Source organism: Qipengyuania pacifica (genome assembly GCF_019857205.1).
GTDB classification, from domain to species: domain Bacteria; phylum Pseudomonadota; class Alphaproteobacteria; order Sphingomonadales; family Sphingomonadaceae; genus Qipengyuania; species Qipengyuania pacifica.
The window spans coordinates 41,276-53,882 of sequence record NZ_JAHWXO010000003.1 but is presented as its reverse complement, the minus strand read 5'-3'; the positions used below and the strand labels follow the sequence as shown (position 1 = coordinate 53,882).

Below are 12,607 nucleotides of genomic sequence, written 5' to 3'. Positions count from 1 at the left end.
GCGGCTTAGCGCGCAACGAGGCAATCCTGTCCGGCACGCTTGAGAGCGCTACAAGCTGCCTCAGCTTCGCTTCGGGATTGATATCCTCCAGCCGTCAGGACCGTAAGTCTGCCGGATTTGACCAGCAGACGGGATCGGCCCTTGATTTCCGCTCGGTCAGAGAGTTTTTCCCACAGTCGCTCTGCATTTCCAGGCACACCGAAGGCACCCAATTGCACCTTCCATGGTCCGTCCTGCGGCTTTACCGAAGCGGGCGTAGCCGATGCTGGTCCAGCAGCAGCGGGGGCAGTTGTACTGCCCGATGCCGCCGCTGCTCCACGAGAAGGCGCATCTTTGGATGGCCCCGGTACACTTGCAGGCGGCAACGCCGCTACGGTGTAATCCGCGCCGGGCTTTGAGGGTCGGGACGGTGTGCTCGCTACCGACGGATTGTCGGTTCCCAACGCGAGATCGACCGCCGCCAGTTCGCGGGCCCGGGCAGCTTCAGCCTCCGCCTTCAGAGTGGAGGCAAGCGACTGTGCTTCCTGCCTTTCTTCCAGCGAAATATATTCATCCATCTGTGCAATTGCGGCGCGCGCTTGTGGCAGGCCGGTAGAGTTGGCCAGCGTCAGCAGGGCATAGGCCCGGCGCCAGTCCTTTTCGGCCAGATCGCCGTTGAAATGTGCAATGCCGAGTAGATATTGAGCGCGCGGATCACCCCGCCGCGCCGCTGCCGTCACATATGGCATTGCTTCCTCGCGTGCGCCCCGCTGGAACAGAAGCAGCCCGTAATTATCGGCAGCTCTCACGTGTCCTTGCGCCGCCGCCTTTGCGTAGAGTGCCTCTGCCTGCACGACATCCTGATCCACACCGCGTCCCAGCCGATAGGCCTGTGCCATGTTGAACTGTGCGTCGGGATCACCTTGTTTGGCAGGTCCCGCCCATTCGCGTACGGCATTGGCGAAATTGCCATCGGTCCAGGCATCGACGCCCGCTTTGACATCGGCGTTTGCTGCTACGGAAAATCCGATTGCAGCGGCTGCCACGCCGGCGAACCATATCGTCTTTGCCATATGCACTATGAAGCCTCTCGATAGTCGTCGGCGCGCCGGAGCACACCTTATCCGAGGCATCCTATAGTAAATCACCTATTAGCAAAGTGTTGCCAGGCAAACATCCAGTTCCCAGCCGGCATTGATGTCGCCCGGTTAACTTAAAATTAGGGCTGGTCTGCGATTGCCATGCCAAGGCCGCTGCAGATGTTTGCGGCAAAGGTAAATTGGATACAGGCGCAAACCAGGGGGACCAAGTCTTGCGTGTACTGGCATTGGCATCGCAGAAGGGTGGATCGGGGAAGACCACACTCTCGGGACATCTGGCCGTTCAGGCCCAACGCGCCGGAGCAGGGCCGGTCGTTCTGATCGATATCGACCCCCAGGGTTCGCTGGCAGACTGGTGGAACGAGCGTGAGGATGAATATCCCGCTTTCGCCCAGACCACGGTTGCACGGCTTGCCACTGATCTTGCCATCTTGCGGCAGCAGGGCTTCAAACTGGCCGTGCTCGATACGCCGCCAGCCATCACCATGGCTATCCAGTCGGTCATATCCGTTGCCGAACTTATCGTCGTGCCGACCCGCCCCAGCCCGCACGATCTACGCGCCGTTGGCGCCACGGTCGATCTGTGCGAACGGGCCGGAAAGCCTCTGGTATTCGTCGTCAACGCCGCGACGCCCAAGGCCAAGATCACTTCCGAAGCCGCTGTCGCCTTGTCGCAGCACGGCACGGTCGCGCCGATAACCTTGCACCATCGCACGGATTTCGCCGCCTCGATGATCGACGGCCGTACAGTGATGGAAGTCGATCCGGAAAGCCGTTCGGCGGCCGAAGTTACCGCCCTGTGGAAGTATATCGCCGACCGTCTGGAAAAGAATTTCCGTCGCACGATCTTCGCCGCACCGAACGCACAGAACGTGATGCCCGGTGCCCATCGTCCCGCCGGCGGCTTCGGCCGCCGCGTGGCACAATAAGACCCTTCAGGCGGAGACTGCCGTATGTCTGACGCCAATTTCGCCTCTCTCTCCTCCACCCTGCTGGCACGCAAGGGCGGCGCGAAGCCTGCCATGCGTCCTCAGTCTGGAATTCCTGGACCGGTCGATGGCAAAGAAGCCGCGGCCAATCTCGAAGATTTGGGCTGGAACGATATGGGCGAGGAAGAACTCGCGGCGCATTCACCTCTTCAGGAAAAGACCACGGCGGCCGCGCCGCTGCAGGACAAGGTAGTGGCCATTGCCCCGCAGCCAAGCGCACGCCGCCCTGTCGGTGAAGACAACGCACCAAATCAGGTGCGCGAATCCTTGGATCGCATCCAGGCACATCTGGAAAAGCCGGAGCGGGCTAGCAAGACCGTCGTACGCAAGTCGGCCAAATTACAGGGCAAGCGAGCAGCTTTCACGCTCCGGCTCGATCAGGAACGCCATTTGATGCTGCGACTGGCCTGTACCGTGCGCGGCCGCAGTGCGCAGCAGTTGGTGACCGATGCGCTCGACGCGCTGCTCGCCGAAATGCCGGAAATCGCAAGCCTCGCTGCCCAGGTGCAGCACGGTAACAAGTAAACACCGACGTCGTGGGATCGCCGTCAAGGGGGTAAAAATGAGCATCGAAACGAAAGCCACGAGCAAGCGGTTCGTAAAGCTCGCCGTCACAACGGCGCTGGCGACCACCGCATTGACCGGATGCACGGGGAAGGTAGCGCCAAGCCATGCATATTCGGCGGAACATGCCGAAACGGCACTGTTGAAGGGTAAGGCGTCCAAGGCTGTGGAGTATGCCGAAGCCGCTGTGCTTGCTGCGCCCCGCGATGCCAATACCCGTACTCTCCTGGGCAACGCCTATCTCGAAGACGGACGCTTCGTTTCGGCGGCGACCACTTTTGCAGAGGCGATCGAATTGGGTGACACCGCGCCCCGGACGATTATCAGTTACGCGCTCTCGCAAATTGCTATCGGCGACCAAGCTGGGGCACTTGGCACGCTTCAGCGATTCGACAGCATGCTCGATCCGGCCGATTTCGGTCTCGCCGTTGCGCTCGCCGGTCGTCCTGATCACGGTGTCAACGTACTGAGCAATGCGCTGCGTTCGGGCCAGAATACCCCGAAGGTGCGCCAGAACCTTGCTTATGCCTATGCCTTGCAAGGCAATTGGCGCGCAGCGCGCGTAATGGTTTCGGAAGACGTACCGGCAAACGAGGTGGGCGACCGGATCTCCCAATGGGCCGCGATGATCCAACCCGAAGCTTTCACGACCCGCATCGCGAACCTGATCGGCGTGCGCCCGCAGGCCGACCCCGGCCAACCGCAGATGCTCGCCCTCGCCAATCATCCGAGCGTGGACATGCTCGCCGCGGCCGAAATGGAAGAACCGGTCGCGAGCGCCGCACAGCGCGATTTTGCGTTTGCCTCCGAGCTCCCGCCAGTAGGCTCAGCCAGTGTCAGTATGGACAGAGCGGATGCAAGTCTTGCAGATGCCGGCCTCGTACCGACCGCGGGGGGTATCCGCTTCGTAAGCAACGAGGTTGTGCAAGCCATGCCGATTGCAGACAGCAAACCGGCAGTGTCCCGCATGAAACAGAGCACCGCCCCTGCCAGCCTCGCTCGCGGTGGCGATTACAACGTACAGCTCGGTTCGTATTTTTCCATGTCCGACGCCAATGAAGCGTGGAAGCAGTTTCGCAAGCGCTACCCCGAACTCGGCGATGCCGAACGTGTGATCACAAAGGCTCGCGTAAATGGTAAGATCTATTATCGCGTGGCGGCGGCCGGCTTTGCCAAGGCTTCCGCTCAGTCCATGTGCAGCAGCGTCAAAGGCAAAGGTGGCGGTTGCATCGCCTACGCGTCGAGCCGTCCGTTGCCGGGCGCAATCGATGTAGTCGGCGGTGACGTGCGGGTCGCAGCTCGCTGATCCGCAACCCTTTCTAACCAGACCCTCGATGGACCCCGCTCGGAGCGATCCGGGCGGGGTCTTTCGTGTCTTAACAATCTATTTCGACACCGCCCTTGTACATGGCGGTTACGCGCCCCTGCGTTGGCTGACCGTCGAAGGGCGTATTGCCTGCCGTGGCTTCCATCCGGGCGCTCTGGATAACCCAGGGTTTATCCGGATCGACCAGAACGATGTCGGCTTCGTACCCTTGCACGATGACGCCGGCATCTACGCCCAGGATACCTGCCGGCGTGGCGGCAATCAGTTCGAAAGCGCGTCCCATGTCGATAACGTCGTCCCGCACCAGCGAGAGGGTCATGGCGAGCAATGTTTCCGCCCCTGCCATGCCCGGTTCTGCATCGGAAAACGGCAGCCGCTTGTCTTCCGGACCGCGCGGATCATGGCCACTGGCAATCACATCGATCGTCCCATCGGCAATCGCCTCGCGCACGGCATGCCGATCATCCTCGCTGCGCAATGGAGGGGATAGCCGTGCGAAAGTTCTAAAGTCGACCGTCGCAAGGTCGGACAACATGAAATGTGCGGGGGTGATACCGCAGGTGACCTTCGCCCCGCGTACCTTTGCTGCGCGCACGATCTCCAGACCATCGCGTGTCGTCACTTGTCGGAAATGAATTCGCGCATTGGCCAGCTCAGCCAGCGCAATATCGCGGGCCAAGGCGATGGACTCCGCTGCTGCTGGGGCGCTTGGCAAACCGCGCCGCGTTGCGATCTCGCCAGCAGTTGCGACAGCGCCGCCAACCAGTGCCGCATCTTCAGCATGCGCGATAACGACCATGTCCAGCATAGCCGCATATTGCAGCAGCCGCAGCATCACGCCCGAATCCGGTATCCACTGGCGTCCAGTCGCAACACCAAGCGCTCCGGCATGGCGCATCAGTGCCAGCTCGGCGATCTCTCGCCCTTCCATACCCCTGCTAGCCGCTGCGAGCGGGTGCACCCAAAAATCGGGTTTGCCGCTTTTCGCGATGTAGGAAGTCCGGCTGGGCAGATCCAAGGGCGGCGACTGATCGGGCATCAGAGCGGCCCGCGTGATACCGCCGAAGTGAAACGCCGGCTTGTCGATGGCGAAAACACCAAGATCGACAAGGCCGGGTGCAACGAGCAGCCCTTTCGCATCTACAGTCAGATCGCCATCATACGCCTCACCGCCGATCTCGACGATATTGCCATCCACGAATCGAATAGCGGCGTCGCGCACACCATCGGGCGTGACCAGCTTTCCTCCAGTAATGGTAATCGGGCGCTGCTGTCTCATGCCGCTGCTCCCCATCCATCGACGCAGCGTGAACGGCGGGTCAGCACGTCAAGCGCTGCCATGCGAATGGCGACCCCCATTTCCACCTGTCTGGTGATGATCGAGCGATCGATCATGTCGGCTACCTCGCTGTCGATTTCCACGCCCCGGTTCATCGGTCCCGGATGCATGACCAAGGCATCTTCGGCCGCTTGCGCCAGGCGTTTCTTGGTCAGGCCGTAAAGGTGATGATATTCCCGGGCGGAAGGGATGAACTGCCCACTCATGCGCTCGGTCTGAAGTCGAAGCATCATGACCACGTCCGCGCCGTCCAATGCAGCATCGAAATCGTGATAAACCTCGGCCCCCATCGCCTCGATACCCGCAGGCATCAGTGCAGGGGGTGCGCATAGGCGGACGCTCGCTCCCAATGCCTGCAGGCACAGCAGGTTCGAACGCGCCACGCGGCTATGCAAAATGTCACCGCAAATGACGATCTTCAATCCGGTGAAATCTTCGGATGCTTCGCCCCGATCCCGCAGGGCGTGCCTCAAGGCCAGCGCGTCGAGCAAGGCCTGTGTTGGATGTTCGTGTTGACCGTCACCGGCATTGAGGACCGGGCAGTCCACCTTATCGGCGATCAATTGTGTCGCTCCGCTCGATCCATGCCGGATGACGATGGCGTCGGCATGCATGGCGTTCAGCGTTATCGCCGTGTCGATCAGCGTTTCGCCCTTCTTCACGCTCGATTGCGCAGCGTGCATGTTGACGACGTCCGCGCCAAGACGTTTGCCCGCGATTTCAAAGCTTAGCAGGGTGCGGGTTGAGTTCTCGAAGAAGGCGTTGATTACGGTCAGGCCAGACAGAAGATTTTCGTGCTTGGATGCCTGACGGTTCAATCGCACCCACTGCTCCGCCTCGTCGAGCAGGAACAGGATTTCGTGCCGTTCCAGCTGGCCGATACCGATAAGGTCCCGGTGCGGAAATGCGAGCGCGCCCGCTGGATAGCGGGCCGCGTGCGGCGAGTTTGGCGTCGATGTCATTGAGACCACGCCCTTAGTCGAGGCCTATCGCCCGCTCAAGCGCTTTCCAGTGGCAATGCACGGCAGGGTTCCCTAATCCCCCCGACAACAGGAGATTCATGGATGCGATTTGCCGGAAAAGTGTGGCGCCTGCTGGTAGGCATAAAGGACGGGCTCGTGCTCGTTTTCATGCTGTTGTTCTTTTCTGCGCTCTTCGCCGTCCTCACCGCCCGGCCGAGCCCGGCTTCCGTTCGTGACGGGGCACTTCTTCTCGCACTCGACGGCGCCATCGTGGAAGAACGTACCGAAGTCGATCCGTTCGCCGCGCTCCTTTCCGGACAGGCACCGATGGGCGAATATCAGGCCCGCGACCTGGTCCACGCTCTGGACAAGGCGGCCGAGGATGACAGAATCGATGCTGTAGTGCTTGATCTCGACCGTTTTGTCGGCGGCGGGCAAGTGCACCTGCAGGAAGTCGGCGAGGCGCTCGACCGAGTGCGGGCAGCGCAGAAGCCGGTCCTTACTTATGCAACGGCGTATACGGACGATTCGATGCTGCTGGCGGCCCATGCAAGCGAAGTCTGGGTCAATCCGCTGGGCGGCGCGGTGGTCGCAGGTCCTGGCGGCGAACGGCTCTATTATGCCGGCCTTCTCGACAAGCTGAAGGTCAATGCGCGGGTCTACAAGGTGGGCGAATACAAGAGCGCAGTCGAACCGTACAACAGCACCGGCATGTCGGAGCCGGCCCGCGAAAATGCCCGCGCGCTCTATGCGACGCTGTGGGAAGAATACCGCGCCAATATGAAGAAGGCGCGTCCCGGCGCCGACATCGAACGCGTCACGACCCAGCCAGTCGAATGGGTGACTGCAGCTCGCGGCGATCTCGCGACGGCGGCGCTGCAAGCGGGATTGGTGGACAAGCTGGGAAGTCGTGCGGACTTTGAAAAACGCGTCGTCGAACTGGTCGGTGACGACGAATGGGGTGAAGGACCCAATGCCTATCCCCACACGACGCTTGCGACGTGGCTGTCGGATAACCCCCTGCCGACCAAGGGCAAACCGATCGGTGTGATCACCGTGGCCGGGGAAATCGTTGATGGCGATGCAGGTCCCGGCGTGGCCGGCGGCGACAGGATCGCAGCCCTTCTGGACGAAGCGCTCGATGACGATCTCGCCGGGCTGGTCGTGCGCGTGGATTCCCCCGGGGGGTCGGTGCTCGCTAGCGAAGTCATACGCGACGCGATCCTCCGTCAGAAGGCGCGCAAGATCCCAGTGGCGGTGTCCATGGCCAATGTTGCGGCCAGCGGTGGCTATTGGGTGTCGACACCTGCCGATCGCATCTTTGCAGAACCTGAAACCATCACCGGCTCGATTGGCATCTTTGCCGTCGTACCCACATTCGAAGAAACCGCTGCCATGATAGGCGTGACGACCGATGGCGTGCGCACCACGCCCCTGTCGGGCCAGCCGGACTTCATCGGCGGGTTCACGCCCGAGGCTGACGCCATGATGCAGGCCTTCATCGAAAACGGATACGAAGACTTCCTCAGCCGCGTCGGCGCCGCACGCGGCATGACGCGCGACCAGGTCGATGCGGTAGGCCAGGGCCGCGTCTGGGACGGCGGCACGGCACGTCAGTTGCGCCTGGTGGATGAATATGGCGGTATGGAAGAAGCCCTCGCCTGGACTGCCGCTCAGGCCAAGCTCGGTGACGACTGGCACGTGCAATATCTCGGATCGCAGCCCTCAACCTATGACACTCTGCTGCGCCAGATGCTGATCGGCGGTAGCGAAGATGCCGATATGGGCGGTGATGTATTCGCCCGCATGGCGCGCGGTCAGACGGCAATCGTCTCGCAGATTGCCGCCGACGGGGATCGTCTGTTGGGCGCGCGCGGCGCACAGGCCTATTGTCTCGCTTGCCCTCCGAGCAAGGCAACCCAACCCCGGTCGACCATCTCGGAAACCTGGCTTGCGCGGATCCTGGCATCCGTGACCGGCTAAGGGGCGGCTTGCCACACATCGATTCGCACAGTAAAGGCGCGCGCCTGCCCTGCGGCTGCCATAAAAAGCCGCTCTTGCGGGCGGGCGCGTAGCTCAGTGGTAGAGCACACCCTTCACACGGGTGGGGTCGCAAGTTCAATCCTTGCCGCGCCCACCATTTCCAAATGCCCGTGAATATTAGCATTATTCCACTTTTTGCACAACCTTTAGCTTGCCTCCCGAAAGGCCAGTGGCCAGAGAGTGGTCAGAGCCAAACGAACGAGCCTCTTTGCTGACCTGCAACCAAATGGTGGCCAGAGCGCGTGTCACGGCGCGCAGCCTTGTAGGATTATATTTCGCGTAGATGCGCGTGGTTCGCGCTAGCTTTCCTTCATGGCCAAGCATTTCCACGATCTCGCGTTCGGGCACACTCTCGTCTTCATAAAGCATCGTTGCGACGGTATGCCGGATGGTCTTGGGAAATACGTCATCCGATAGGCCAAGGGCCCTTCGCATGTTCCGCCAAGCGGTCTTGCGGCTTTTCACCTCGTCCGCACCATCCTTGGCCCATGCCCGTAGAATAGGCCGTATCGGTCGGATCGCAGGAATGATCGAGTTGCGCTTGCGCGTCTGCGGCGATGCGCCAGGCTGAAGGTCTATAAGCCCCCGCCTGTCATCGTATTGGGTAACGGGATCGAATGCCATCGCTGCCATTGGCCTAACCCCTGTTGCCAGTTGCAATGCTGCGAAGCGGAACAGCGCCGGGTTGTGCGAGGCAAACCACGCGATCTTTCCCATTTCCTGGATAGTCAGCACGCGCTCACGTGGGACTGATAGATAGCGTTGATCGAGGTCGCGGATGCGCGGGGCAAGCGGTATACGCAGATTGGCCTCAGCGTGATGCACCGCAGCGCGAACGTCATTGATGTTCCGCTGCACGGTGGCCCCTGAGACGCCTCCGCTGCTATAATCGTATTGCTCCCCGAACCATGCCAGCTTGAAGTCGTGTGGCCCTATGCGCCACTCACGAAAGCGCTCAAACAGGGCCGGTCCCATATCTACTACGACGGCGTGTGCGCCGGCCATGTCTTGAGCGAGAAACGCGGCGAAGGTGCGAAGCGATCGCGAGGTCTGATCGCTATTGATCGACTTGCAGCCCTTCTCTTTCCAATAATTGACGAGCATCGACACAACCGGCGCCTCGTCCGGCTTTTGTGGGCTGAGTGACTTCTGAGCGTCAATATAGGCGTCCATGGCAGCACGGGCCGCATCCTCGTCTAATTTGCGAGTGCTTCGATATAGGACCGTCCCGCCTTCGTATCTGGCGATCTGCCAGAACTTCGAGCGGCCATCCCTTCTCTTGTCGAGCCAGTACGGATCACGGATGTAGGGGCTGTTTTCGCGGGGCATATTTCCTCGGCTTCACGCTGTGCTAGATCAAGGAGGTAGCCGTATTCGGTCAGCTCCCGCAATTGGTCGGCCGTAAGCTTGAGGCCGGAATCCTTCCTGAGCGCCCTTCGCCACCGATGTGCTATCGCCTGCGCAGTCACGGTGTTACCCCTCCCCTCGGGCGCGGAGGGCTTCGGTGACTGCCGAATACCCCTCCCATGCTTCTGCGACCGCGTTGTTGCTGTCGAATTCTGTCTTCACCATGCGCGAGGCGCGCCAACCTGCGGTGAAAGCCTTGCGCTCCGCTTCCTCCAACCGAGCGTTACGGGCTTCGAGTGCGGCGATGTGGTCGAGTAGGTCTCTAATGTCAGAATAGGGCGGCTTGGCCAGAGGCTCTTCCTCAAGCCACTCTCTTACGTTCTCCACAATATCACTCACTGGCCTGATCCTTCGTTGAGTAGGTTGAAGGGTTGGCAGACAAGGAATTGATCAACCGAGAATCCCGGCTTCAACTCTGGCAGTTTAGCAACCGCCGCCCCCACGGCTTCTTCATCGGTGCTGTAAATTCCCCAGTGTTGGGTCACGGAATGAGCAATCGAAGCCCCGTCTCTCTTGCTTACTTGCAAGGTAACGACACGGAATTGATCTAGATTATCCTCGCTCTCCCGCTCTCGCGTGGGGGCGGATAGGGCGGTGTAAGCTGCTTTGAGGTCGCCAAGATCGCTACGTCCAAGAACGCATGCGCCATCTACCTGTACCTCAGCTATCATCTCAGCGAATCGTGACGCCTGCATCGATGGTGTATCGCCTTCCAACCCCGCCGCGCTCGGCTCGGTCTTGGCGGTGGGGGAGAGGGCCTTGAACGCACTAACGACACGCTCGTAAGAGCCATGCACATCGTCGTTTTCGAACATACCTTCCGCTAACATTACTGCGGACAGATTGTGCAGCGCCTCTCCAAGCGCCTCCACGGCCTCGGTGTTGGTCTTGGTCATGCTTTCCTCGTTTCGTACCAGTGAGTAACATTTCCCCACTTCACCACGCCTGCGTCAGCCTCCATGTGCTGGGCTAACGGCGAGGAACTGTTTGCATTCCGCACGGCTACGCGGACATCCGCAGCGACCGGGCTTTCGGTTCCATTGAACTCTTTCCAAGGTGCGTTATCGCTCATGCTCTCGATCCTTTGAATATCCGCGCAAACAGTCCGGGCCTCTCCATCGGCAGGATGGGCGCGTTGTAGTGGTAGCCGCCGCCAAAGTTCTGGCGGGGTGCGCACCTGTGGCTGCGTTCGTATGTGTGCGAGCGGGTCATTCGATCACCACCTTGACCGCGCCAGACTTTACGATGTCCACGATTTCGCGCTTAGTCAGGTTGTGGATGGCCGACCGAATAGCCGCCGAAAGCGCATCTGCTTCCTTGCGGACGGCGCTGTTCAGTATCTGTCGGGCTTCACTTGGGGGCCTCCCGTATCCGCCGAGATCGAACATGGTGAACGTGGATAGGTCGTCCAGAAGGCTCACTGCCTTGTCGTAGATTTTCTGGCCTGCGTCGTCGTCAAGTTTGGCGTTGGCGATGTCGGTGGCGAGAGAATAGCCTGCGTTCGTAATGATCCGCTCAGCGTTCTCTCGGGCATATCCACTCAGCCCAGAAAGGATGGCGTCCTTGATCTCGGCCTCATTGACATACTCCATGATGTCGATATCCATCTCAAACACTCCCTGCCATTGATTGTGCGTCGTCCCATTCGGCGTTGAGTTCCGCCCACCTCGCCTCGCCCATGCGATCGCGTGCTTCGGCGGCAAATTCCTGCAACCGATTGGCGCAATCCATGTTCGGATGACAGTCGAGATAGGCACCATCGAACAGCCGCTTATCGGTATTGTGCTTTGGTCCGCTCGCTATGTGCAAAACGCCTGGACGATCTTCGACAGCCTTGCCGAGACGATAGTGCAGGTCTGCAATGCTATAGTTTGCTACCCATTCGCGGGTGAGAACATCACGCGCGGCATGGTCTTGCTGGCGGCTGAGTTGTCCGGTGCGGCTCATGGCTTCATCTCCGACAGTACCCGACGAAGGCGTGAAAGCGGCGGATCGACATGACCATTGAAGTCGTTGGCGAGGTCATCAATGTCCTGCGACCAGTCCAATTCTCCAAGGCGGTCGCAAAGGAACCGCGCTTCTTTCATCACCCACATCGCCTCATCCAGTTGAGCACGTAGGTCGCTGATTTCGGCTTCTTTGCGACCTTTTCCGCGCGTTTCTGGAACAGCTTCGCCAGCAAGGTGCGCGTTGATCGCCTCCTTGAGCCATGCTCGGTGTTCATCGTCGCCGTGCTTGATGGCATCCCAAAGAGACTCGGTGCGCTGCCGTAGGTCTGCTATCTCTGCCGTGAGGGGGCGGGTGGCTTCGGTGCGGTGGCGGGCGAAGGCTTGGTTCGGCACACCGCCAGCGCGATCATAGCCTCCCTCCATCCACCAAGCCTTCGTCTCTGGATCCTCCTTGTAGCAGGAAGGCCGATACAGCCATCCCGCCTCACGATCCGCCTGCGTCACCTCCGGCACGTCCTTGGTCCTATCCATGATGGGTTTCTCCTGTGGGGGTGCGGGCGTCCATCTGCTGACGTGTTTCGAACATCGGATGGCCGAGCCGGGGCCGCCAATTCAGTTGCCAATCGCGCAGATTGAAGCTGTCGAACTGAATGTCTTTGCGGCAATCATCGCAGTACCAAGAGAGGCTGCCGTGATTGTACCAACGCGCTGGTTCAGCTTGACAGGACTGGCGGTTGCAGGCGCCATCCTCCTTGCCCTTGTTGGGCTTGCACGGGGCATCGTGTGGTAAATCGCCGTAAGCCATCACAACTCCCCCCTTTCGGGGGTGGGAAAGGCTGTTTCTCGTAAAGCCCGTTTCGCTATATCGACGGCCGACTGACTGCTATCAGGGTCGGCCACAATCGCAGCCAATGCCCCTCTGGCTCGCCTAAGGGCGTCCGATGTTGT

At 60.4% G+C, this 12,607-nt stretch carries 15 protein-coding genes and 1 tRNA gene; 5 read left to right on the top strand and 11 right to left on the bottom strand.

Annotated elements, in window-relative coordinates; all coding sequences use genetic code 11:
- Positions 1-5 precede the first annotated feature (5 nt).
- Positions 6-1,052, bottom strand: a complete 1,047-nt coding sequence (locus KYK83_RS05575) for an SPOR domain-containing protein (protein WP_222827522.1) — start codon at positions 1,050-1,052, stop codon at positions 6-8.
- 239 nt (positions 1,053-1,291) lie between these two features.
- Between KYK83_RS05575 and KYK83_RS05570 the strand changes: the two genes are divergently transcribed.
- Genes KYK83_RS05570 through KYK83_RS05560 form a run of 3 tightly spaced genes read left to right on the top strand, consistent with a single transcriptional unit; the run spans position 1,292 to position 3,938 of the window.
- On the top strand, positions 1,292-2,008 hold the full coding sequence (locus KYK83_RS05570; protein ID WP_103022487.1) for a ParA family protein: 717 nt from the start codon (positions 1,292-1,294) through the stop codon (positions 2,006-2,008).
- Positions 2,009-2,032: 24 nt separating this feature from the next.
- Positions 2,033-2,593 carry a hypothetical protein gene (locus KYK83_RS05565; RefSeq protein WP_196846774.1) on the top strand — a complete coding sequence of 187 codons (561 nt, stop codon included), beginning with the start codon at positions 2,033-2,035 and terminating at the stop codon, positions 2,591-2,593.
- Positions 2,594-2,630: 37 nt separating this feature from the next.
- On the top strand, positions 2,631-3,938 hold the full coding sequence (locus KYK83_RS05560; RefSeq protein WP_222827521.1) for an SPOR domain-containing protein: 1,308 nt from the start codon (positions 2,631-2,633) through the stop codon (positions 3,936-3,938).
- Between the two features lie 70 nt (positions 3,939-4,008).
- Here the strand turns inward: KYK83_RS05560 and KYK83_RS05555 are convergent, their stop codons facing one another.
- Positions 4,009-5,238 carry a dihydroorotase gene (locus tag KYK83_RS05555; protein WP_222827520.1) on the bottom strand — a complete coding sequence of 410 codons (1,230 nt, stop codon included), beginning with the start codon at positions 5,236-5,238 and terminating at the stop codon, positions 4,009-4,011.
- Positions 5,235-6,260, bottom strand: coding sequence for an aspartate carbamoyltransferase catalytic subunit (locus KYK83_RS05550; RefSeq protein WP_222827519.1), 1,026 nt, complete (start codon positions 6,258-6,260; stop codon positions 5,235-5,237). The genes KYK83_RS05555 and KYK83_RS05550 overlap by 4 nt, the downstream gene beginning before the upstream one ends.
- A 102-nt stretch (positions 6,261-6,362) precedes the next feature.
- On the opposite strand from KYK83_RS05550, the gene sppA reads away from it, so the two are divergent.
- Entirely contained in the window at positions 6,363-8,243 is a 1,881-nt protein-coding gene (gene sppA / locus KYK83_RS05545) for a signal peptide peptidase SppA (protein WP_222827518.1), read from the top strand.
- Between the two features lie 82 nt (positions 8,244-8,325).
- Positions 8,326-8,400, top strand: a tRNA-Val gene (locus KYK83_RS05540).
- Positions 8,401-8,426: 26 nt separating this feature from the next.
- Here KYK83_RS05540 and KYK83_RS05535 read toward each other — a convergent pair.
- The 8 genes from KYK83_RS05535 to KYK83_RS05500 all read right to left on the bottom strand — a co-directional run bounded on the left by KYK83_RS05535 (position 8,427) and on the right by KYK83_RS05500 (position 12,464).
- Positions 8,427-9,632, bottom strand: coding sequence for a tyrosine-type recombinase/integrase (locus KYK83_RS05535; protein ID WP_222827517.1), 1,206 nt, complete (start codon positions 9,630-9,632; stop codon positions 8,427-8,429).
- Between the two features lie 144 nt (positions 9,633-9,776).
- On the bottom strand, positions 9,777-10,049 hold the full coding sequence (locus KYK83_RS05530; RefSeq protein ID WP_222827516.1) for a hypothetical protein: 273 nt from the start codon (positions 10,047-10,049) through the stop codon (positions 9,777-9,779).
- Positions 10,046-10,606 (bottom strand): hypothetical protein, encoded by a 561-nt coding sequence (locus tag KYK83_RS05525; protein ID WP_222827515.1) that lies wholly within the window; start codon positions 10,604-10,606, stop codon positions 10,046-10,048. Before KYK83_RS05525 ends, KYK83_RS05530 begins: the two co-directional genes overlap by 4 nt.
- On the bottom strand, positions 10,603-10,782 hold the full coding sequence (locus tag KYK83_RS05520) for a hypothetical protein (RefSeq protein WP_222827514.1): 180 nt from the start codon (positions 10,780-10,782) through the stop codon (positions 10,603-10,605). The genes KYK83_RS05525 and KYK83_RS05520 overlap by 4 nt, the downstream gene beginning before the upstream one ends.
- Before the next feature lie 136 nt (positions 10,783-10,918).
- Complete coding sequence (locus KYK83_RS05515) at positions 10,919-11,317, bottom strand: hypothetical protein (protein WP_222827513.1); 399 nt, start codon at positions 11,315-11,317, stop codon at positions 10,919-10,921.
- A 1-nt stretch (position 11,318) separates the two neighbouring features.
- Positions 11,319-11,657: a hypothetical protein gene (locus KYK83_RS05510; RefSeq protein WP_222827512.1), complete on the bottom strand. Its 339-nt coding sequence runs from the start codon at positions 11,655-11,657 to the stop codon at positions 11,319-11,321.
- Positions 11,654-12,190, bottom strand: a complete 537-nt coding sequence (locus tag KYK83_RS05505) for a hypothetical protein (RefSeq protein ID WP_222827511.1) — start codon at positions 12,188-12,190, stop codon at positions 11,654-11,656. Before KYK83_RS05505 ends, KYK83_RS05510 begins: the two co-directional genes overlap by 4 nt.
- The gene (locus KYK83_RS05500; RefSeq protein ID WP_222827510.1) at positions 12,183-12,464 is read right to left on the bottom strand and encodes a hypothetical protein; all 282 of its coding nucleotides are present in this window, start codon (positions 12,462-12,464) and stop codon (positions 12,183-12,185) included. The genes KYK83_RS05505 and KYK83_RS05500 overlap by 8 nt, the downstream gene beginning before the upstream one ends.
- Positions 12,465-12,607: the final 143 nt, after the last annotated feature.